Consider the following 20,588-nt stretch of genomic DNA (forward strand, 5'->3'; position numbering starts at 1 on the left):
TTAGGGCCGGGTGACTGCAACGCTCCCTTGCCTTTACCCCTTTGGTGGCTTACGCTCTCTCCAGAGGCGCGTCGGATGCCGGTACGTTTACCTGTGAGATTAATCGCCATCCGGCAGGTGTGGCGACTTGCTCCTTCGGTGCCTCACGGCCGCTTGCGCCGCTGCGGTCTCTCCCAACCATCGTCATACGCTGTATTGACATTATACCTCAAGCGTAATTCAACCGATATGGAGATGTCAAGAATCCGCTCCAAATGTTTCCTGAAGTTTCAGTTGACCCGGGGCCGCGCTTTAGATCATAATGAACATAGAGCAATGCCAATCGAATATGCGGATGAACGTATTGGGAGAGATTACCTGTAGCCACGGTAACGCCGAAGGAGTAAGCCCGTCTTAAGACAGGTGAATCTCTCAGGCAAAAGGACCTTTACCGGACGCGCCTCTGGAGAGCACCCCGCTTCATGAAGCCGGGTCACCCAAGGGGAAACTTGCAGACGCTGTGCCAAGGAAGACGTCTGTAAGGTAACTCTCAGGTACAAAGGACAGAGCGAAACGAAATCGCAGACATGCTTCAGCATGTGCTGCAGACCGTTTCGTCCTGTCCTTTTTTGGCTTTTCTTTGTTTGGGAATGACCATCCAAATAACGACCGAGGTGATTCAAGTGAGTCCGTCTTTGAAAAGAACGCCGCTGTTCCCTCTGTATGCCCAATTTCCCGGCGTCCGCTGCATCGATTTCGGCGGCTGGGAGCTGCCCGTCCAATTTTCCGGCATTATCCGGGAGCACGAAACCGTCAGGCAGCAGGCCGGCTTGTTCGACGTCTCGCATATGGGCGAATTTCTGCTGACCGGCGACGATGCCGAAGCATTCCTGCAACGAGTCATGACCAACGACGTCTCACGGCTGGCTGACGGCCAGGCGCAGTATACGTTGATGTGCTATGAGCACGGTGGCGTCATCGACGATCTGATCGTCTACCGTCTGTCGGCCGGTCAATTTATGCTTGTCGTTAACGCCTCCAATATCGATAAAGACTTCCGCTGGCTGGAATCTCATCTCCCCGGCGGCGCAACCCTCGTAAACAAATCTGACGATTTGTCCCTTCTCGCACTGCAAGGCCCAAGCGCCGAAGCCATCGCCGCCCTAATTACAGATGCCGATTTGAAGGCGCTGCCGCCATTTCATTTTATTAAAGAAGCCGAAGTATGCGGCGTTCCCGCTCTCGTCTCCCGTACAGGCTACACCGGCGAGGACGGATTCGAATTTTACGTTGCCGCAGCCGATGCTCCCGCGCTGTGGACGGGATTGCTGGCAGCAGGCCAGCCGCACGGTCTTCTCCCTGCCGGACTTGGGGCGCGGGATACGCTTCGGTTCGAGGCGAAGCTGCCGCTGTACGGTCAAGAGCTGAGCGATTCGATCACACCGCTGGAAGCGGGACTCGGATCTTTCGTCAAGCTGGCGAAGCCCGATTTCATCGGCCGGGAGGCCCTGCAGAAGCAAAAGGAGCAGGGCGTGCCCCGCAAGCTGGTCGGCATCGAGATGATCGACCGCGGCATTCCCCGCTGCCACTACCCTGTCTATGCCGGCGGAGCTCTGATCGGCGAGGTGACTACAGGTACGCAATCGCCGACGCTGAAGCGTAATCTGGGCCTTGCGCTTGTCCAAGCGGATTTCGCGCAGCCTGGCACCGAATTGGAAGTGGAAATCCGCGGAAACCGGCTCAAAGCGGCTGTTGTCCCAGCGCCGTTCTACCGGCGGGGCGCAAAAGCTTAGCCTTACGCATGAATACAGAAAAAGGAGTGGACTCATACGATGAGCAAACACCGGTATTTGCCAATGACCGACCAGGACCGGTCCGATATGCTGAGCACGATCGGCGCCGCTTCGGTGGAAGAGCTGTTCCGCGACATTCCTGAATCCATCCGTTACCGGGGAACACTGCCGATGTCCGGCGCATTGGACGAACTCTCGCTCATGAAGCATATGAAGCGGCTCGCCTCGCGCAATGCGGACACCGGCCAATATGCAAGCTTTTTGGGCGCCGGTCTGTACGACCATCATGTGCCTGTCGTCATCAACCATATCATTTCTCGCTCGGAATTTTATACCGCCTATACGCCGTACCAGCCGGAAATAAGCCAAGGCGAGCTGCAGGCGATATTCGAATTTCAATCTTACATTTGCGAGCTGACCGGCATGAAGGTGGCGAACGCCAGCATGTACGACGGCGCTACCGCGCTCGCCGAGGCAGGAGCGCTGGCTGCCGGCGCGACGCAGCGGAAGCAGATCGTCATCTCGCGCACCGTGCATCCCGAGGCGCGCGAGATTATGCGGACGGCGGCACGAGGCATGAATCTGACGGTGACGGAAATCGATTATGCCGATGGCGTGACCGATCTGGAGCGGCTGGAAGCGGCCATAACCGACGATACCGCCGCCGTCATCGTGCAGTCGCCGAACTTCTTCGGCTGCATCGAGGATATTGCGGCGATGGAGCCGCTCATTCACAGCCGCAAGGGGCTGCTCGTCGTCAGCACGAACCCGCTGTCGCTCGGGCTTCTGGAAGCCCCCGGCAAGCTCGGCGCCGATATCGTCGTAGGCGACGCCCAGCCGCTCGGCATTCATCCGGCCTTCGGCGGACCGACCTGCGGCTACTTCGCCGTCGCCGAGCCGCTCATGCGCCGCATGCCCGGCCGGATCGTCGGCCAGACGGTCGATCGCGACGGCAAACGCGGCTTCGTGCTGACGCTGCAAGCCCGTGAGCAGCACATCCGCCGCGAGAAGGCGACCTCCAACATTTGCTCGAACCAGGCTCTGCTGGCGCTGTGCGCCTCCGTCTACTTGTCGACGATGGGCAAGGAAGGAATGCGGGAGATCAGCCGGCTGAACCTGAGCAAATCCCACTACGCCGCCCGCGAGCTGGCGAAGCCGGAAGGCGTATCGCTCGCTTTCGCCTCGCCCTTCTTCAACGAGTTTGTCCTGAAGCTGCCGGACAAGACGAGCGTTACCGGCGTGAACGAACGCCTGCTCGAATCCGGGTTTATCGGCGGGCTTGATCTCGGCCGCTTCTATCCCGAGCTGCACCATCATATGCTGGTGGCCGTTACCGAAAAAAGGACGAAAGCCGAAATCGACGAATTTGCCGTACGATTGGAGGAGCTGCTATGAAGCCCGAGAAGGCACTGATATTCGAGTTGAGCAAGCCGGGACGCGTTGCGTATTCGCTGCCCGATTGCGATGTTCCCGAAGCGGACCCGGCCGGGCTGATCCCGTCCCACCTGATCCGCAGCGAGCCTGCTGCGCTGCCGGAAGTGTACGAGGTGGATGTGATCCGCCATTACACCGAGCTGTCCCGCCGTAATTTCGGCGTGGACAACGGCTTTTATCCATTAGGATCATGTACCATGAAATATAATCCTAAAATTAATGAGGATACGGCGCGTCTTCACGGGTTTGCCGGGATTCACCCGTATCAGCCGGAATCCAGCGTCCAGGGTGCGCTGGAGCTGCTGTACACGCTGCAGAACGATCTCGCCGCTCTCACCGGCATGGACCAAGTGACGCTGCAGCCCGCTGCCGGAGCCCACGGCGAATGGACGGGGCTCATGATGATCCGGGCTTACCACGAAAGCCACGGTGAAGCGCGGACGAAAGTTATCGTGCCGGACTCGTCGCACGGCACGAACCCGGCCAGCGCCACGACGGCGGGCTTTGAGACGCTGACGATCAAATCGAACGAGCAAGGGCTGGTCGATCTGGACGCGCTGCGGGCTGCCGTCGGTCCGGATACGGCCGCTCTGATGCTGACGAATCCGAGCACCTTAGGCTTGTTCGAGGAGCACATTCTGGAAATCGCGGATATCGTCCACTCCGCTGGAGGACTGCTCTATTACGACGGTGCCAACTCCAACGCCATCATGGGCATCACACGCCCCGGCGACATGGGCTTTGACGTCGTGCATCTCAACCTGCACAAGACGATGAGCACTCCTCACGGCGGCGGCGGACCGGGAGCGGGACCTGTCGGGGTCAAGAGCAAGCTCGTCCCCTTCCTGCCCAAACCGGTCGTAGCTCTGCGCGAAGACAACACCTACTATCTCGACGCCGAACGTCCGAGCTCCATCGGCCGCGTCAAAGCGTTCTACGGGAACTTCGGCATTCTCGTCCGGGCCTACACATACATCCGCACCTACGGGCCGGAAGGGCTGCGTCAAGTCTCGGAATGTGCCGTGCTGAACGCCAACTACATGATGCACCGGCTCGCGCCATATTACGAAGTGCCCTATCCGGGAGTGTGTAAGCACGAGTTCGTCATGTCCGGACGCGGACTGAAGCAGTACGGCGTCCGGACCATCGATGTAGCCAAGCGGCTGCTCGATTTCGGCTACCACCCGCCGACCATTTATTTCCCGCTGAACGTCGAGGAATGCATCATGATCGAGCCGACGGAGACGGAGAGCAAGGAAACGCTCGACGCGTTCATCGATACGATGATTCAGATCGCCAGGGAAGCCGAGGAGCAGCCCGAGCTGCTGCTGAACGCGCCGTATACCACCGTCGTCAGGCGGCTGGACGAAACGCTCGCCGCGCGCAAGCCGGTGCTGAATTGTACGTGCGGCTAAGCCGTCTTACTAGCCGTGGAATCTCTGACCACGGTCGAGCCCGTCGGCTCCTGCGTTCATCCGCAAATTCAGCTGGATGAATCGGCCGGGCCGACTAATAAAAGCTCTATCAAGGCCTTTCCTAGATGAGCGGCTTTACAGTTTGCTGCTGCATAACTCGCGTTATCACCAAATAGAATTAACGTCCGATGACTCGGAGTCTATGGAAAAAAGGGTTCTTGTGCCAAAAGCTGCTTTGGCCAAGAACCCTTTCCTTTACCGGCTCGCCCCGCCTCATTACTGCGCAGGCAGCTCCCTCTCTTTTATATAGGCCGCAGGGGGTTTACCCGTTTCCCTTTTGAACACTTTATGAAAATACGACGGATCGCAGTAGCCCAAATAATCGGATATATCCGCAACCGTCCTCTGCGAATGCTGAAGAAGGTATACCGCCGTTTTCATGCGAAGCGCATGGATATACCCGCCTATCGTCTGCCCCGTTACTTCACTGAACAGCGAAGCGGCATAGTTCGGGCTTTTGCCGATAACGTCGCCAAGATGCTCTTTCGTCACTTTTTCGCGGTAATGGTTTTGAATATAGGTCTTCATTTGCTCCGCATGGCGCTCCTTCACTCCGGATCGTTTCCCCTCGTCGAGTTCCCTGTTCCAATGGGTCAATATTTCCAAAGCCAGCGACTGGCACATCGCTTCGCAATAGGGGAGCCTTTCCTTCCATTCCTCATGCATCATCCGGAACCGCTGCAGCAGCAGCTCGTATTTGCCGGTTTTCCATTTGCAGCTTACTTCCGCAGATAGAATGGGGAGCTGGGGTGCAGACTTATCGTTTCGGAACGTGATCACGTACTTTTCGTGGATCACCGTCGGTATGCTTTTGCCGTAAAACGGCGTTCCAGCCGGGATGAGCAGCATATCCCCCTTTTCGAGCATCTGCTTGTCATGGTTAATCCAGTACAGGCATTTGCCGTAGCTGACCAGGACCAGAACATGCCATGGCGCTCCGTGCTCATAATCCTCATACCATTGCACACCCGTATCCTGCCTTACATCCACCACGTACAGCATGGCCGACACCCCCTTTTGCCACAAAAAACTCCTGCTTCATGCTCTGCAGCTTCATTTTATCGTACTATTATACATTTACCGTACTATATTTCATAGTTTTATTCGACAATTTTCCCTACAATGAATATCAACAGCATATATAGAGGAGAGGAACCGACTGATGTTACGTAAAACAAAAATTCTTTGCACTATGGGACCTGCAAGCGATTCCGTCGAAACCTTAAAGGAAATGATCCGTTCCGGAATGAACGGCGCACGCATTAATATGGCTCACGGCGAATTGGCCGATCATGCGGGACGCATTGCCAGAGTGCGGGAAGCCGCGGAGGCGCTGGGAGCAACCGTCAGCATCCTGATCGATATTAAAGGCCCGGAAATTCGGACCGGCTTATTGGAGGAGCCTTCCTACGAGCTGCGCACCGACGACACGATAACATTAACGACAGAGCAAATAAAAGGAACGGCCAACCGTATTTCCGTATCGTATCCGCAGTTGACGGACGATGTGAAGCCGGGATCGCGGATTTTGATCGACGACGGCTTGATCGAGCTGAAGGTCGAGTCCATTGAAGGCACGGAAATTTATTGCCGCATCCTGAACGGCGGAGTGATCAAATCCCGCAAAGGCGTCAACCTGCCTGGCGTACGCACGTCTTTGCCTGGGGTTACGGAGAGAGACGTTCTGCATATTCAATTCGCGGTCGAGCAAAATGCCGATTTCATCGCCGCCTCTTTCGTGCGCAAAGCGAGCGACATTCTGGAAATTCGCCGCATTCTCGAGGAGCATAACGCCTCCCACATTCAGATCATCTCGAAGATCGAAAACGAAGAGGGCGTAGACAATCTCGACGAAATATTGGAAGCGTCCGACGGGCTTATGGTTGCGCGCGGAGATCTCGGAGTGGAAATTCCGGTGGAAGATGTGCCGATCATCCAAAAGCAGATGATTCAAAAAAGCAACGCCGTGGGCAAAACCGTCATTACCGCTACTCATATGCTCGATTCGATGCAGTCCAATCCGCGTCCGACCCGTGCTGAAGCGAGCGACGTTGCCAATGCCGTATACGACGGCACCGACGTGCTCATGCTGTCCGGCGAAACCGCAGCGGGCAAATACCCTGTCGAATCCGTTCGCACGATGGCTGCCATTGCCACGAACATCGAGAACGTGCTGCCGTACGATGAAATGCTGACCCAAAAAGCGGCACTGCACAAAACGAATATTACGGAAGTCATCAGCCGTGCTGCCGTCGGCGCCTCTCTCGATCTGGAAGCCAGTGCTATCGTGACGCCTACAGAAAGCGGCTTTAGCGCCAGAATGGTGTCCAAGTACCGTCCTAAATCGCCGATTATCGCCGTTACGGCCAACGATTGGGTACAGCGCCGTCTTACCTTGTGCTGGGGCGTTACCCCGGTGAAAGGCCCGAAGGTCGATTCCACCGACGCCATGTTCGAATCGGCGCTGCGTTCGGGTGTACAATCCGGCGTCATTAAAAGCGGGGATCTGGTTGTCGTCTCCGCAGGAGTTCCGGTCGGCCAATCCGGCTCCACCAATTTGATTAAGATCCAGCATGTAGAATAAAAGTAAAAAGCGGCAGAGCCCATACGGTTCTGCTGCTTTATTTTTCACTCCCACTGCGATATGTTGGTCAACTTACCCATACCGCTATAGCTCAAACAAATCGTTCAGAGACGATAGCCACCCTCGCAGCTTCTCCTCCAGCTCATGAGCAACCGGATGCTGGGACGCCCGCTGCAGCGTCAATGGATTAAGCTGGTATGGATCCTGCTCCAAATCATACAGAAGACGAAGACAAAAGCCCGGGTCTACGGCAGAGTATCCCCTGTGGACGACGTATGTGTACCGCCGGGTCCGCACTCCGCGCCAGCCGAAACGCTTATTATCGAGCCCTTGCGCCGCAAACTGCTCGATCACATCCTTGCGTCCCGGAAACGCGCTGATGAACGCCGGCTCATCCGATACCGGCTCAAGTCCGAGCACGGCAGGCGAATAGTCGCTGCCTTCCACGGTTTGCGGTACGCCCAATCCAGCGAGTCCAAGCAGCGTCGGCATAATGTCTACGCTGTTGAACAGCAAAGATGTATGACCGGCACCAATCCGGCCGGGCCATCTCATTACGCACGGAATGCCTATCGATTCCTCATGCCAGGAATGCTTGGCCATGAGTCCGTGCGATCCCATCAGCTCTCCGTGGTCCGACGACAAGACGACCAGTGTATTTTGCTCCATGCCAAGCTCCTGAAGTGACTGCATCAGCCTTCCGAACTGCTCGTCGATTCCCGTAACGGCCGCGCAATAGTCCCGCATGTACCGTTCCAGATTGTCCATTCCATCGGCGAACGGCTCTCCCGTATGGGCAGCCAGTCCATCCGCTTTCACGTTAGGGCGCCAGCGAAGCGGGATGTGATCATATAGCCGCTTATACCGGTCCGGCACCAGGTCAAATGGACTGTGGGGCGGATTCCACGAAACAAACAGGGCGAATGGCTCTTCCTGTCCGGAGCGTTGCTGCAAAAATTCAATCGCCCGATCCGTCTCATGCTCGACAGACCATTGATCCGCTTGGATCATCTCCGGCGTGTCTCGCCAATAATGAGGCGTCAAATGCTCGTCGTACGTCCCGTAGGAATACCACTCGTCGAATCCGTGCCGCTTCGGTCCCGGAGGCGTATAAGCATCCCAGTCTCTGGCTCCGGAAATCGGCTGCTCCGACACATTTTGCTCCGGAAGGTCGAGATGCCATTTGCCGATATACCCGGTACGGTATCCTTCCCGCTTTAACACGTCGCCGATACCGATCGCATCCTCACGAAGCGCCACGTCCGCTCCGAGCTTGCAATTCGTGTATACCCCGTTCGTCTGCGGGTAAGTTCCCGTCATTAATGCCGCCCGGTGCGGCGAGCATATCGGCGTGCAGCTGACCGCGTGATCGAATACGAGACTCTCTGCCGCAAAGGCGTCGATATGCGGAGTGATCACCGGATCCTCGTTCCGGAAGCCGACCGCCTGCCTGCGCCACTGATCCGCAAAAACATAGAGGATATTGGGCTTCTTCCTACATTTATCCCGCGTCTCCCGTCTCTCGTGTAGCTCCGCACCGTTGTCCACGTTACTACTCATCCTTTCACAGCTCCTGCGGAAATGCCTTCCACAAAGTGATCCTGAGCGAGGAAGTAAATAATGATGGTCGGAATAATCGCACATACGGCTGCCGCCATCAGCGGAGCGTACTCCGTAGCATGCTCGGTCTGGAAATGCTGCATTCCGAGCTGAAGCGTGAACAGCTTATCGTCATTCAAATAAATTAACGGCCCGAGAAAATCGTTCCACGAATGCATAAACGTAAAGATCGTAAGACTGGCGATAGCCGGTCTCATCAATGGCATCATGATTCTCGTAAAAATACCGAATTCGCTTAACCCGTCAATCCGGGCCGCTTCGGACAGCTCCTCGGGAATGGACATATAAAACTGGCGGAACAAAAATACGCCGAACGGACTGAATGCGCCGAGCAAAATTAACGCCCAATGCGAGTTCAGCAGCCCGAATTCCTTCATCAGCAAAAACTGCGGAATCATCATAACCTGGAACGGAATCATCATCGTTGTAATGTAGAGGAAAAACACTTTGTCCCGCTCGGGAAACTTGACCTTGGCGAACGCATAAGCGGCCATGGAGCAGGTGACGATCTGCAGCAATGTCGTGGTGACGGCGATTTTAATCGTATTGAAATAGTAAGTAAAAAACGGCAGCTCGCTCCATACCTTTGTATAATTGGAGAAGTAAAACTTGCTTGGAATCCATTGAATCGGAAATCCGAACACTTCTGCTTCCGATTTGAACGAAGCCGATATCATCCACAAAAACGGCATGATCATCGATCCGGCAACCGCTATAAGAATCAAATAAACAAGGCCTTTGCCGATCCGGGTCCCGAACGAGCGGGTGAGCTTCAAGGAATGCGGCTGTTTGGAGGTTTGTGCAATATCATTCATCATTCGTCATCCCCGTTCGTCGGTTAGTAGTTGACCCATTTTTTCTGGCCGCGGAATTGAATTATCGTAATCAGGACGATGATCGCGAACATCACGTAAGCCATCGCCGAAGCATAGCCGTATTCATAGCGCTGGAACGCGGTGTAATAAATATCGTAAACGAGCACGTGCGTCGAGCGTCCGGGCCCGCCTTTGGTCAGCAGGAAGATGAGATCGAACACTTTGAACGAGTTAATGATACCCATAATGACCGTGAAAAAAATAACTGGAGACAGCATCGGAATCGTAATTTTAATCAGCTGGGACAGCTTGCCCGCCCCGTCGATTTCCGCAGCCTCGTATAGATCCTTCGGAATGCCTTGTAGCCCGGCCAAGTAAAGCACCATGTAATAGCCGATGTTTTGCCAAATGCCTACAATAATTACAGAAAGCAATGCCCATTGCGTCGATGCCAGCCATGCCGGCGGATTTTCGAAACCTATGCTGCGCAGCATGCCGTTAATCGGGCCCATCGTCGGGTTGTACAGCAGCTGCCATACGACGGCTACGGCAATGGTTGCGGTAATGTGCGGCAGGAAAATCGCCGTGCGGAATATTTTTAGCCCTCTTATTCCTTTGTTCAGCGCTACGGCGGCAAGAATAGCGAGCAGCAATGTCACCGGCACGGAAACGACCATCATGATCAAGCTGTTCACCAGCGAGATGCGGAACGATTCGTCGCCGAGCAATCTTTTATAATTGTCCAGTCCGGTAAAGGCAATGTCGCCAAAGCCGTTCCACTCGGTAAAGCTCATAAGGAACGATGCAATGACAGGGAAGCAGATAAACGTTAAAAAGCCCAGTATATTCGGGAGCAAAAATGCGTATCCTATCAGCCGGTTTCTTCTCGTTAATGCTCTGGATGCGTTCATGATGTTATCAACTCCTTGTGAATCGGGCTTTGCTGTCAGGTGTGAAGTGCTAGTCGTTTTAGATGTGAGGAAGCTGTTTGCCGAAACTATTCCGGTGGGACATCCCCCTCCAGCCGCTGTTGAAACCCGTAAATTTTTTATTAAAATTAGAGGTATATTCACGGATTTCAAAGGCGGACGTAAACTCTTCCAGGGGACACCCCACCTGCATAGCTGGCAAATGGAAAGTATGCAAATAACTAAAAGACCAGGCACTTCACAAATTCAAGCAAAGCTCGATTTTGTTTTATAAAACGCAGGTTCAAAAAGTTGGGTTTTCAGCATCGAGTAGTACAAGTTTTCGTAGAAAACTCGCTTCGGAAGCATTACTTCTTCGAAGGTGAACGCAAGATTCGATGTCGATTGAGCCTCCTGACCTGCTTCGTGATCAAAAGACGACTTTTTGAACATCCTTTATCTAATTACTTTTTGCTTGCTTTGAAATCTTTGGCGTACTTATCCGCCCACTCCTTCTGAACGCGCTCGCCGATCTTCTGAATCGCCTGATCGACCGACTGGCTGCCGGACAAGGCCAGCTCGCCTTCCTGCAAATAAATGTTGCCGACCACGATGTTTTTCACGCCGGGAAGCAGCGGGTATTCAGGGTATTCTTTTTGCTCCACGAAGTAATGAATGTTCTTCGGCTTCTGCGTTCCGTCCCCGACATATGCTTTGCGGATTTCATCGTTCGTATAGCCTGTCAGGAAGCCTTTGGATGCGAACAGCTTGGCGCCTTTGGCTCCGGTAATGTACTGCAGCAGCTTGAATGCCGCTTCCTTGTTTTTCGAATCCTTGTTGATCATGATCGAAACCGGTGTAGCCAAGCTCGTATTCGCCGCTACGCCCTCAGGATGAGGAATCGGCACAACATCCCAATCGAAGCTGATCTTTTTGTCCGCTTCCGCCTGCCGCAGCTGGGCCACATGCCAGTCCCCGATCAAGTTCATAGCTACATTGCCCTTCTGGAATGCCGAGTTATAGTGCGCCGATGTCGTGACCTGCTCGGACCAAGGCATGATGGAGCCGTCCTTCTCCAAATCTTTGCGGAACTGCAGCGCTTTTTTGAACGGCGTCAAATCTTTATCGATAATCGAAGCCCCGGTCTGGGCCGCCTGCACGTACCACGTTTGAGCCCACTGCTGCAAGTACGCGCCGTACACTTTGCCCGCGCCTTCGCCTTTGGTCATCTTTTTCGCCAATTCCCTGAACTCGTCCCAAGTCATATCGGCCTTCGGATACGGAACGTTCATTTGATCGAACAGCGTCTTGTTGTAATACAGCATATAGTTGGATTTGCGGTACGGCAGGCCGTACATTTTATCATTGACCTTCAAACCGTCATACAGCGGACCGAAGCCGGAGACGTCCACATTGTTTTTCTTGATATAGTCGTCCAAAGGCTCAAGAATGCCCGTATCCAAAAAGACGTCCATGTTGCCGCCGAACAAATCGATCTTCTCTCCCCCGGACAATTGCAGGCGGAGCTTCTCATAATATTGCTGCTGAGGGATCGTTTCGAATTGCACGTTGATGTTAGGATTGTCCTTCTTGAACTCCTCGTAAGCCAGCTTGGTCGTTTCCAAATCGTCGGGAAGAATGGTCATTCTCAAATTGATTTGCTGCGAATCCGACCCCGCTGCGCTTTTGGCCGCTTGATCGTCCGTTTTGGCGCCGCAGCCCGCTGCAAGCCCTGCCAAAAGTGTGCTAGCCAGCACTATTGCGATCTTTTTTTGCATTTTACATCCACCCTTTGTTTTGTTATCATATTGAAATCGTTATGAATACGCTTTACTGCCTTTAATTATAGGGAAGCAATACCGGTCACAGAAGGTGAAAGTTTTATACCCCCCTGTCGCAGCACGGCCGTATACTGGAATCCGGAGTCGTTCATCATGATCTATTTCACGCTTCTTTTTATTGTTTGCACGATTCTTATCACATACCGGAAACGAAACAGCTTGTCCACCCGCTTTATGTTCGGCATGATTGTCGGATGGGTCATTTCGTTCGTTGCTTATACGCTGTATTTGAGCAAATTTAACTACTATTACAATATCATTCACACGGTGTTCAATTTCAGTCCTGGGACATGGAATTATCTCGTGCTGACCAAATTCAACGCCAATATGCTGATCCGTATGTTAAACGGCGGCATTCTTTTATTTACAGGGTCTCTGCTCTGCTTTGCCGTATCGTTCACGCGCACCTCCAAGAGGCAGGCCAACGCCAAAATATACGCGGTGATCGCCCTGTTATTGCTCATTCAATACGCCTTCTTCGATCCCGGCCTGCAAATTGCGCTTCAAGGTATGGCCGAGCGTCTGGGTGAGCCTTGGGGAGAACGATTAACCCTGGCAATCCATGTTCTCGAAAGAAGCTTTCGATATGCAGGGTACGGCATGATTGCGGTGGCCTTCGGCATGCTGTTGAATTACTATATCAATTATCCGAAAATCCGTTTTCTTAAAAATTATGCCCTATATCATATCCTGAGCCTGATTCCGGTTGTTCTTATCCACTTTTTGCTGTTTTCCTGGGCTCCCAAAAATTTGGTCATCGCAACTTATCTCGAAGGGTATTACAACTATCAGCAGCCGCCTATCGGGTCGTATCCGTTGACGCTGTACGTATTTCCTTATGTAGTGTTTGCCGCGCTGACCTTTCTTGTGTACATTACGTTCAAATACAATTCGATCGAGGTGTATCACAAGAATCAGGATGTCCAGATTAATAAAAGCATCGATACCGCATCGCTTGGAGCCAGGGCGTTCACCCATGCCGTAAAAAATCATCTGCTCGCCGTTCGATCGGAAGCCGAATATTTGCGGGAAAAGCACGCGGACGACAGCGACACGGCTTACAGTCTCGACCTGATGCTGAAGTCGTGCTCCGCCGCGATGGAAAGCATCAACGACGCTGTTCATAAACTGAAATCGATCGAGCTGAATCTGCAGCCGAGTCCGCTGGATGTGCCGGTCCGGCAGGCATTGACCCGCTTCAAGCAAGGAGATCCGCGCATCCAGGTTACGGTGCATGCCGATGCGGCAATTCCTTCGGCTTATATGGATACCCAGCATATGACGGAGGCAGTGTACAATATCATGGAAAATGCGGCGGAATCGCTTGCCGGGAAGCCGGATGGAAGCGTCTCGATTCACTTGGGGCTGCAGGACAGCTGGGGGATGATAGCCATCACGGATAACGGTCCGGGCATGCCGGAGGAGCATCTCGACATGATCTTCTCTCCGTTCTTCTCAACGAAGCCGTCGATTAACAATTGGGGCATCGGCTTGTCCTACTGCCACAAGATTGTGACCGGACATGACGGCAAAATCAGCGTGGAAAGCAAGGTCGGCCAAGGCACAACCTTTCGCATATATCTTCCCGCGGTTTAACTAAAGCTTATGGGAAACACAGGGGGAATAAAATATACCCCCTTGTAGAATCCCGTTTAGTCAGAAGTAATGAAAAGGGAGGGGTCGCCCATGAATACAAATACAGATACAGATACAGATACAAATACAAGCATAAGGGTGTTGATTGTAGACGATATGGAGGCGCACCGCCGAAGGCTCGAGCGGATCATTGCCGGCTGCGGGGATATGGAGAGCGTCGCTTCCGCCAATTCCGGCTACGAGGCTGTGCTTTACGCCGCTTTGCATCAACCGGATATTGTACTGATGGACATCGAGATGGAGGACCCGCTTGCAGGCATTCACGCCGCCAAGCAGATCCATGAGAAGCTGCCTCATATTAAAATCATCGTTCTGACCGTCCATAAGGACGACAATATTATTTTTGCTGCTTTTCAAACCGGCATCATGGATTATATTCTCAAAACGGCGGAGAAAGAGGAGATTATCGAAGCCATCCGCTCCGCGTACCATAACCGTTCTCCTATCCGGCCTATGATCGCAGAGAAAATTCGCGAGGAATTCGTGCGCGTGAAAAAAACCGAAGCGAGCCTTCTGTACTTGATCCAGATCATATCGGAGCTGACGCCAAGCGAGCTGCAGGTGCTCAAGCTGCTTTGCGAGAATAAAACTCGCAAGCAAATATCGGAGGAACGTTCCGTCGAGTACGAGACGATCAAGAAGCAGGTAGGCAGCATTTTGAAAAAGTTCAAAATGCAAAGCACCGCCGAAGTAGTCGCCTCGGTGAACGAGCTGAAAATATTCGAGGTGCTGAAAAAGCTGTAGCTCAGCGCAAAAAGAGCAACCTGGCCGCTAACGAGACCAGGTTGAATATTTTTCACCACAACAGAAATTCCACATTCCGAGGTCATCGGATGTGAATTTTCTATTTGGCGATAAAAACTATCTTGCTTACGAAGCGAGTTTTGCTAAAGCAAAACTGTAAGGTCGCTCCTCTGTGAAAACACCTCGATAGAGGTTTTTCTCATATGTATCGCTCAAAACGTCAGCTTCACGCTGCGGTCCTCGCCCGCTCCCACCCGCGTCATGTTCATGATTCCCCGCTCCGCATCAACCGTCACAATATCAAAGGCTATGGCCGATGCCGTCTCTTTCTCCCGGACCGGGGCTTCTTCGAAGTCACGATGCGTCTGGCAGTTCAAGGTCGAAATCATGGGAATACCTTCCCGGACAAGGACCTGATCGTAATGCACATGGCCGAACAGCGAGGCGATCACCCTGCCCGCGCCTTGATTAGAGAAATCAGCCGCAACGGATTGGGCGAAATCCCCTGTCGTCGGAACAGAGACGAAGCCGGATCCGTTACGGTAAGCTTGAATAATCCCCCACATCACCTCTGCGTTAGCGATCGGATGATCACTGCCGAACACTCCGTCTTGCAGCAAAGCTACATGGGATAGGAACAGCACGCCCCATTCCCCGCGATCCGCCACGCCGTCCAAATCCAGCGCCGTCCCGGCGACCCAATGAAGCTGCCGTTCGGAGAACGCATATTTCCACTGACCGTTATGCTTCAAGCCGCCTGAATCACTGACCACATACGGGATATCGATGCAGTTGAGCACGATGACTCTCGTTTTTTTATCAGGGATATCATAATAGTAGTACAGTCCGCCGGGGTTATCCGGCTCGAATCGGACGATATCGTTCAGCCGCTCGAGCGCAATGCCGAACGTTTCTTCCGGGAAAATGACGTTCGACGTCCCGGTCGGGTCATGATAGTAATCGTAGATGGAGTTATCGTCATGATTCCCTTTCACCGTAAGCAGCGGACACGACGGCACGGACAGGGCATCTATCATTTCCGATTGCAATTCCATCACGTTCCGCTTCTCGCCATTGACGCTCACATCTCCCCCGAGCGCGATAAAATCAAACGGAATACGGCCGGCCAACCGCTGTATGCATTGCGCCGCCAGCAGCTGATTGCCTCGCTCTGCATGGTGCGTATCGGTTATAAATACAAACTGCAGCGACCCGCTGCTCCGAATCGCTTCGACCTTCGCAATCGCTTCCGCCTCTATTGCTTGCCAAGACATAGGATGGTTCATGCTCACGTCCGCTTCTTCCTCTCTCCTCGTCAGGAACCGAATCCTGCGATCATCATAATTCCTAATGCAACAATCGTCGAAGATATAAGTCTTTTCCTGCCTTGCTTTTCCTTCAGCACCAGCACACCCAAAATCGTGCCGAACACGATCCCAATCTCGCGAATCGGCGATATATGGGAGACCGGGGAAATACCCATGGCAAATAAAAATAACAAATAAGAGCCGGGATTCAGGATCGAACCGATCATGATCCATTTCCAGTTGGAGATGAGCTTGGCCTTGATATCCGGTATGACGAATACCGATTTGGATATTCCAAGGACAAACCCGACATTTGCAATTTCCAATAGCGTCAGCGGCGATAAGTACTGGAGGTTCAGCTTATCCACGAGCACGTAGGATGTAGTGCACAGTCCGACGGCAAAAGCCAACAGCAGAGGCTTCAGCTGCGGCGCCGTGCTTGTGCGTCGAAACGTCCAGCCGCTCATCAGAAATATGCCGACAATGATGCAGGCTAGCCCGATCCAGCCCCATAACGATAACGATTCTCCCAGAAATAAGATCCCGATCGCCGGGATCAGCATCGTCGATGTGCCCCTCATGATCGGATATACCTGCGACAGATCGCCATGCTTGTAGGTTTCGGCCAACAGCAAGCCATAGGCGGCCTGCAATCCCAACGACAGCACGATCAGCAAATATGCCGTGGCCGGAAGATCGGTCCTCACGATCTCCATAATGGAGGTAGGGAGCAGCAAAATAACGGTTGGCACAAGAATGGCCCACAAAAACAAACTCTTCTCCTCGCTCTTCTTCGCGAACAAATTCCATACGGCATGGGTCAAACCCGAGCAAAGCACCAGCAGTACAGCAACGACAAACATGCCGTCTCTCCCCCTCTATGGTTTTATACACGCATATTAACACACAAACACACATAACTTCAATATACGTGACACATAAACACAAAATTTATTTACAATAAATTAATATTCTGTCCGTAGTAATGGATCCTCCGCGCCACATTCCGTCACTCTAAAGGAGAATATAAAAAGGCAGCGGTGGCTTGAACGTGTGAAGAAGCTTTCGTTCAAGACCAACACTGCCTAATAGAACGCATGTTTATGGGAGCCGGCCTGTTTCTCAAGGCTCATCCCTTTTTCAAAATACCTAAAAATTGTTCCCACGGCCCGACATCTGTACTATACCTGCCTGCCATGACCCGGACGATTTGAGCCGTGTGGGTTAAATCATGAACAACCCAAGTGGAGAGCAATTCTCTTACCTTTACTGCGCCAAACTGCGGGTGGGTTCCCGTCCGTTCGAAATGCTCTTCAGGCTGAATTAGTTCCCTAAGCTTGGTTATGTTCTTTGCTCTAATTGCTTTAAAATCTTGCAGCTTTTGCTCGATCGATGCTTCCGCCCGGTTCTCTAAATGGGAATAACGATCGAACGGGGGAAACGGCTTGCTTTCACCTTCATCAAGAATAAATTGCAGCCTCGGTATCCAATTATGCTTCTCCCCCTCAATGAGGTGCTCTATCACTTCCGTAACATTCCAGGTTCCTTCGCCTTCATTGCATTGCAGCCAGCTATCGGACAGACCGGCCAGAAACAGCTCCAGCGCTTTGGGCGTTCGCTCCAGAACTTCAATCGCTTCTTCCATATTCATATTCAAACTCATAAGATGGCTCCTTTCTGTAATCGACGGGTAACATCCCCTACTCATGAGGGATATACGAATAGCATAGCTCCCTAATGCGGGATCCTGTCTTTATTAATTTTGAGGCATTTTCAGTTCATGCACCCTTTCTAACGACCCAACTCCAGCAAAATACCGGCCGAGATGGTGAATGAAAGAAACCATACACCGCAATCGGATAAGCTCGGGAATCATTTCGATTTCAGCACGGCTGAGTGAAGCATGCTTGCTGTAACCGGTCAGAAATGGCTTCGCGTAGGGCCATCTCTCTTCGGATTCGACATATCGCATTAAGCATATCGCGAGCTCCATCGCTCTCAGATCAGGAGAGCATATTTCAAAATCCAGAATTCTAACGTTCATCCGGGAGAAGTTCGCAGCACTATACCTCTATTCTAAAATGAGCCCGACCAAACCGCAACAAGGCCGCCGATTGCCGGCAGCCCCATTCCAGTTGACGATATGTTGTACATCCTATCAGTATCCGATATTTTTCAAAGCACCATCGCCCAAGCGATCCTTCAGCTGCTGGATGTACAAGCTTCGCGGGGCAACATGTTTTCCTATCGAATCCCAGAAGCCGTCGGGACCGCGATTGCCCCCGCTGTCTTTTTTGCCGACATGGCCGATAGCCCAGTTTTGAGCCGTGGGGGGCTGATGCGTCACCAGCTTGCCTTCCGTATTCCAAGCGACGTAATTGGCACCCGCCCACCCATGGCCGGAGCCCATATTCAACCGGTTCATCAGGTTGATATCGTCATGGACATTGTCGAACAGCCCGCCGACAGACCAGCGATGATGCGGCTCGCTCTGTGCGACGCTTTTTTCCGCAATGCAATCGACGAACACGTTAGGGCCGGTAACTCGGGAGCCGAGCGTGAACGAGTGGCGGTTGTTCAACGAGAAGCTTCTCATCACAAGAGCGTTCTGCCCGTTCAGCAGGAAGCCGTAGCGGCCCACATAAATGTTCGTTTCGGCGAACGTTCTTCCGGTCGAATCATAGCCTTTGCCGCTATAAAACTTTTTATCGGCGCTCAACACGGAGGAATCCTGAATGGTGACCCATTTGGAGCCTTTACCGGTGCGGATCGCCCCATTGATACTCGTAAAATGCTCAGTAGTGACGTTGCGCACCCATGCATTTTTTACATTGTCTATATCGAGGAATTCATCCGAATGGCGGGTGTCGTCGACCCCGTCCTTGTTCGGCTGCCAATAAGCGATCGCTCTTATATTTTCGAGCCCTACTTGACTAATGCGCTGCGTGTCATTCACTTTCAGCAGCTTCCCGCCGCCCCATTGGGTTTCAATCGCATTGACCAAGGTGGAATCGATGGTGATTTGATTCCCCTCGATTTTCGTTACAAAATGCTCGAAATCGAGGTTGAACGGCGTCCATTGCGTAATTTTGGCTCCGTCCGAGCGTGGCGGAATTTTATCCATCTTGAGCTCGCTGATCCATGCTGCATTGCCTGCTCTCTGGACGACGACAGGGTCTCCCACCTTGAACAGCTCTGGCTTCTCCACGTGGAACGAATGGGTGCCTACCGGCACATAGGAATCGGTGATGGTGCTGCCGCTCGCGGTAACAGCCAGATCCCCGGCTCCGTGGATCTTGAGTATTCTTCTTCTTTCTTGCCTGTTGCAATTAAAGTCGTAGCGTTCTTCTGCTTCAGCGACTCGCTTAATTGCTCCAGGCTCATAGGCTTATCAGGATCGAGCCACAGGCTTTTCGTGTCGCCCTGCCCTTCTCCGCGAAGCACGACTCCGCTTGCTTTGATTTCAAGCGAGGCAGCAATTTCGTAGACGCCCTTCTTCAACAGCACGGCTCCCCGGAATCCGTTGCCATCCAATGGCAGCTTGGACACTTCATTGATCGCATCCTGAATTTTCTTCGTCGCATCTCCCGCAGAAGGCTCCACCGCAGCCTTGACAGGCACGTCCGGCAGCGCTACCCCGCCGCCCATATACCCTACGCCGGAAAAGTCGGGAATCCGGTTGCCCTTATAGTCGGGAACGTACACCATGCGGCCGTCATCGCCCAAAAAAGCTGTCCTGCTGCTGTTCTCCTTCAGCTTATTCGTCACGGTAAAATATACCTGTTCGGTTTGCTTTGATTTATCGTCCCATGCAAGCTCAACCTCGATTGTATAAGTCCCCGCAGCCTCGGCTTTACCGGGAACGGCGATGATGCTTTCTTTGTTTTGCTCTACTTTTTGCCCGGCCGACTTATACAGCTCTTTTCCGCCTTTCTCTTCAAGAAGACGGAGCACGGCGACACCGTTCTTCACCGGTTGAATCTTCACGCCGGGATGAGAATCCCCGATGGACAGCAGCGACGGCTGACCGATCTTCGCCAGGATCTTGTCATGCTGGATCGTAACGGCTTCTTTGGACGGCGTTGCAGCCGGTTTGGAAGGAGCAGGCGTGGTCTGTGCTTTCGCATCAGGCGCAGGCTCCTCTTTATTAGCTTGCGCTGCGGAATCCTTGCCGTTCTCACAGCCCGTCAGCAAGATCATCAGAATCATTAATGAAGCGGAAATGCCTTTCGACCACGGTTTCTTTGTCATTGTGTTCCCCCAATACGTATCTCCTCTGTATGTTATCTATTTATCATAAATGGAAGCGCTATCCATGTATATGTCGTATCCTCACATCTATATAGACAAAACTATCGATTTACCGGTAATACTTATGCAAAAAAGGCCAACCCGCCGTGAATCGGTCGGGTCAGCCTCTTGGGGTGCAGCG

The 20,588-nt window shown here is 52.8% G+C and carries 17 protein-coding genes and 3 riboswitches; of the genes, 7 read left to right on the top strand and 10 right to left on the bottom strand.

Annotated elements, in window-relative coordinates; translation table 11 throughout:
- Nucleotides 1–69 precede the first annotated feature (69 nt).
- Nucleotides 70–186: riboswitch (glycine riboswitch) on the bottom strand.
- Between the two features lie 148 nt (nucleotides 187–334).
- Nucleotides 335–437: riboswitch (glycine riboswitch) on the top strand.
- A gap of 3 nt (nucleotides 438–440) precedes the next feature.
- Nucleotides 441–548: riboswitch (glycine riboswitch) on the top strand.
- Between the two features lie 81 nt (nucleotides 549–629).
- From gcvT to gcvPB, 3 genes are read left to right on the top strand one after another with little or no spacing between them, the layout of a single operon-like run.
- A complete protein-coding gene (gene gcvT, locus ACFQ88_RS16415) occupies nucleotides 630–1,772 on the top strand; it encodes a glycine cleavage system aminomethyltransferase GcvT (RefSeq protein ID WP_379454915.1) in 1,143 nt (380 codons plus the stop codon).
- Nucleotides 1,773–1,811: 39 nt separating this feature from the next.
- Nucleotides 1,812–3,167, top strand: a complete 1,356-nt coding sequence (gene gcvPA / locus ACFQ88_RS16420) for an aminomethyl-transferring glycine dehydrogenase subunit GcvPA (protein WP_379454809.1) — start codon at nucleotides 1,812–1,814, stop codon at nucleotides 3,165–3,167.
- On the top strand, nucleotides 3,164–4,621 hold the full coding sequence (gcvPB, locus tag ACFQ88_RS16425) for an aminomethyl-transferring glycine dehydrogenase subunit GcvPB (RefSeq protein WP_379454810.1): 1,458 nt from the start codon (nucleotides 3,164–3,166) through the stop codon (nucleotides 4,619–4,621). The genes gcvPA and gcvPB overlap by 4 nt, the downstream gene beginning before the upstream one ends.
- Nucleotides 4,622–4,897: 276 nt before the next feature.
- Here gcvPB and ACFQ88_RS16430 read toward each other — a convergent pair whose 3' ends face one another.
- A complete protein-coding gene (locus tag ACFQ88_RS16430; protein WP_379454811.1) occupies nucleotides 4,898–5,683 on the bottom strand; it encodes an AraC family transcriptional regulator in 786 nt (261 codons plus the stop codon).
- A gap of 160 nt (nucleotides 5,684–5,843) precedes the next feature.
- Here ACFQ88_RS16430 and pyk point away from each other — a divergent pair, with 160 nt between their 5' ends.
- Nucleotides 5,844–7,265 (top strand): pyruvate kinase, encoded by a 1,422-nt coding sequence (gene pyk, locus ACFQ88_RS16435; RefSeq protein WP_379454812.1) that lies wholly within the window; start codon nucleotides 5,844–5,846, stop codon nucleotides 7,263–7,265.
- An 84-nt stretch (nucleotides 7,266–7,349) separates the two neighbouring features.
- Here pyk and ACFQ88_RS16440 read toward each other — a convergent pair whose 3' ends face one another.
- The 3 genes from ACFQ88_RS16440 to ACFQ88_RS16450 are packed head-to-tail and all read right to left on the bottom strand — an operon-like array spanning nucleotide 7,350 to nucleotide 10,611.
- Nucleotides 7,350–8,825 (bottom strand): sulfatase family protein, encoded by a 1,476-nt coding sequence (locus tag ACFQ88_RS16440; protein ID WP_379454813.1) that lies wholly within the window; start codon nucleotides 8,823–8,825, stop codon nucleotides 7,350–7,352.
- Nucleotides 8,822–9,700 (bottom strand): carbohydrate ABC transporter permease, encoded by an 879-nt coding sequence (locus ACFQ88_RS16445; protein ID WP_379454814.1) that lies wholly within the window; start codon nucleotides 9,698–9,700, stop codon nucleotides 8,822–8,824. Before ACFQ88_RS16445 ends, ACFQ88_RS16440 begins: the two co-directional genes overlap by 4 nt.
- Before the next feature lie 23 nt (nucleotides 9,701–9,723).
- Complete coding sequence (locus ACFQ88_RS16450) at nucleotides 9,724–10,611, bottom strand: carbohydrate ABC transporter permease (protein WP_379454815.1); 888 nt, start codon at nucleotides 10,609–10,611, stop codon at nucleotides 9,724–9,726.
- Here ACFQ88_RS16450 and ACFQ88_RS16455 point away from each other — a divergent pair.
- On the top strand, nucleotides 10,610–10,903 hold the full coding sequence (locus ACFQ88_RS16455; protein ID WP_379454816.1) for a hypothetical protein: 294 nt from the start codon (nucleotides 10,610–10,612) through the stop codon (nucleotides 10,901–10,903). The two genes, ACFQ88_RS16450 and ACFQ88_RS16455, sit on opposite strands and share 2 nt — an antisense overlap.
- A 169-nt stretch (nucleotides 10,904–11,072) precedes the next feature.
- Here the strand turns inward: ACFQ88_RS16455 and ACFQ88_RS16460 are convergent, their stop codons facing one another.
- Complete coding sequence (locus ACFQ88_RS16460) at nucleotides 11,073–12,386, bottom strand: ABC transporter substrate-binding protein (protein ID WP_379454817.1); 1,314 nt, start codon at nucleotides 12,384–12,386, stop codon at nucleotides 11,073–11,075.
- A 156-nt stretch (nucleotides 12,387–12,542) separates the two neighbouring features.
- Between ACFQ88_RS16460 and ACFQ88_RS16465 the strand changes: the two genes are divergently transcribed.
- Nucleotides 12,543–14,045: an ATP-binding protein gene (locus ACFQ88_RS16465; protein ID WP_379454818.1), complete on the top strand. Its 1,503-nt coding sequence runs from the start codon at nucleotides 12,543–12,545 to the stop codon at nucleotides 14,043–14,045.
- 90 nt (nucleotides 14,046–14,135) lie between these two features.
- Entirely contained in the window at nucleotides 14,136–14,849 is a 714-nt protein-coding gene (locus tag ACFQ88_RS16470; protein WP_379454819.1) for a response regulator, read from the top strand.
- 212 nt (nucleotides 14,850–15,061) lie between these two features.
- Here ACFQ88_RS16470 and ACFQ88_RS16475 read toward each other — a convergent pair whose 3' ends face one another.
- The 5 genes from ACFQ88_RS16475 to ACFQ88_RS16495 all read right to left on the bottom strand — a co-directional run bounded on the left by ACFQ88_RS16475 (nucleotide 15,062) and on the right by ACFQ88_RS16495 (nucleotide 20,407).
- Entirely contained in the window at nucleotides 15,062–16,135 is a 1,074-nt protein-coding gene (locus ACFQ88_RS16475; protein ID WP_379454916.1) for a metallophosphoesterase family protein, read from the bottom strand.
- A 29-nt stretch (nucleotides 16,136–16,164) separates the two neighbouring features.
- Nucleotides 16,165–17,019, bottom strand: coding sequence for an SMR family transporter (locus ACFQ88_RS16480; RefSeq protein WP_379454820.1), 855 nt, complete (start codon nucleotides 17,017–17,019; stop codon nucleotides 16,165–16,167).
- Between the two features lie 266 nt (nucleotides 17,020–17,285).
- Nucleotides 17,286–17,813, bottom strand: coding sequence for a DinB family protein (locus ACFQ88_RS16485; RefSeq protein WP_239635509.1), 528 nt, complete (start codon nucleotides 17,811–17,813; stop codon nucleotides 17,286–17,288).
- Between the two features lie 501 nt (nucleotides 17,814–18,314).
- A complete protein-coding gene (locus ACFQ88_RS16490; RefSeq protein WP_379454821.1) occupies nucleotides 18,315–19,391 on the bottom strand; it encodes a hypothetical protein in 1,077 nt (358 codons plus the stop codon).
- A complete protein-coding gene (locus ACFQ88_RS16495; RefSeq protein WP_379454822.1) occupies nucleotides 19,382–20,407 on the bottom strand; it encodes a hypothetical protein in 1,026 nt (341 codons plus the stop codon). Before ACFQ88_RS16495 ends, ACFQ88_RS16490 begins: the two co-directional genes overlap by 10 nt.
- Between the last annotated feature and the right edge of the window lie 181 nt (nucleotides 20,408–20,588).

Source organism: Paenibacillus sp. NPDC056579 (assembly GCF_042793215.1).
Classification (GTDB): domain Bacteria; phylum Bacillota; class Bacilli; order Paenibacillales; family NBRC-103111; genus Paenibacillus_S.

Excerpts from the sequence above, each read along its gene's own strand:
- gcvT (WP_379454915.1), top strand. The coding sequence starts at position 630 with ATGACCATCCAAATAACGACCGAGGTGATTCAAGTGAGTCCGTCTTTG.
- gcvPA (WP_379454809.1), top strand. The coding sequence starts at position 1,812 with ATGAGCAAACACCGGTATTTGCCAATGACCGACCAGGACCGGTCCGAT.
- gcvPB (WP_379454810.1), top strand. The coding sequence starts at position 3,164 with ATGAAGCCCGAGAAGGCACTGATATTCGAGTTGAGCAAGCCGGGACGC.
- ACFQ88_RS16430 (WP_379454811.1), bottom strand. The coding sequence starts at position 5,683 with ATGCTGTACGTGGTGGATGTAAGGCAGGATACGGGTGTGCAATGGTAT.
- pyk (WP_379454812.1), top strand. The coding sequence starts at position 5,844 with ATGTTACGTAAAACAAAAATTCTTTGCACTATGGGACCTGCAAGCGAT.
- ACFQ88_RS16440 (WP_379454813.1), bottom strand. The coding sequence starts at position 8,825 with ATGAGTAGTAACGTGGACAACGGTGCGGAGCTACACGAGAGACGGGAG.
- ACFQ88_RS16445 (WP_379454814.1), bottom strand. The coding sequence starts at position 9,700 with ATGAATGATATTGCACAAACCTCCAAACAGCCGCATTCCTTGAAGCTC.
- ACFQ88_RS16455 (WP_379454816.1), top strand. The coding sequence starts at position 10,610 with ATGATGTTATCAACTCCTTGTGAATCGGGCTTTGCTGTCAGGTGTGAA.
- ACFQ88_RS16450 (WP_379454815.1), bottom strand. The coding sequence starts at position 10,611 with ATGAACGCATCCAGAGCATTAACGAGAAGAAACCGGCTGATAGGATAC.
- ACFQ88_RS16460 (WP_379454817.1), bottom strand. The coding sequence starts at position 12,386 with ATGCAAAAAAAGATCGCAATAGTGCTGGCTAGCACACTTTTGGCAGGG.
- ACFQ88_RS16465 (WP_379454818.1), top strand. The coding sequence starts at position 12,543 with ATGATCTATTTCACGCTTCTTTTTATTGTTTGCACGATTCTTATCACA.
- ACFQ88_RS16470 (WP_379454819.1), top strand. The coding sequence starts at position 14,136 with ATGAATACAAATACAGATACAGATACAGATACAAATACAAGCATAAGG.
- ACFQ88_RS16475 (WP_379454916.1), bottom strand. The coding sequence starts at position 16,135 with ATGAACCATCCTATGTCTTGGCAAGCAATAGAGGCGGAAGCGATTGCG.
- ACFQ88_RS16480 (WP_379454820.1), bottom strand. The coding sequence starts at position 17,019 with ATGTTTGTCGTTGCTGTACTGCTGGTGCTTTGCTCGGGTTTGACCCAT.
- ACFQ88_RS16495 (WP_379454822.1), bottom strand. The coding sequence starts at position 20,407 with ATGACAAAGAAACCGTGGTCGAAAGGCATTTCCGCTTCATTAATGATT.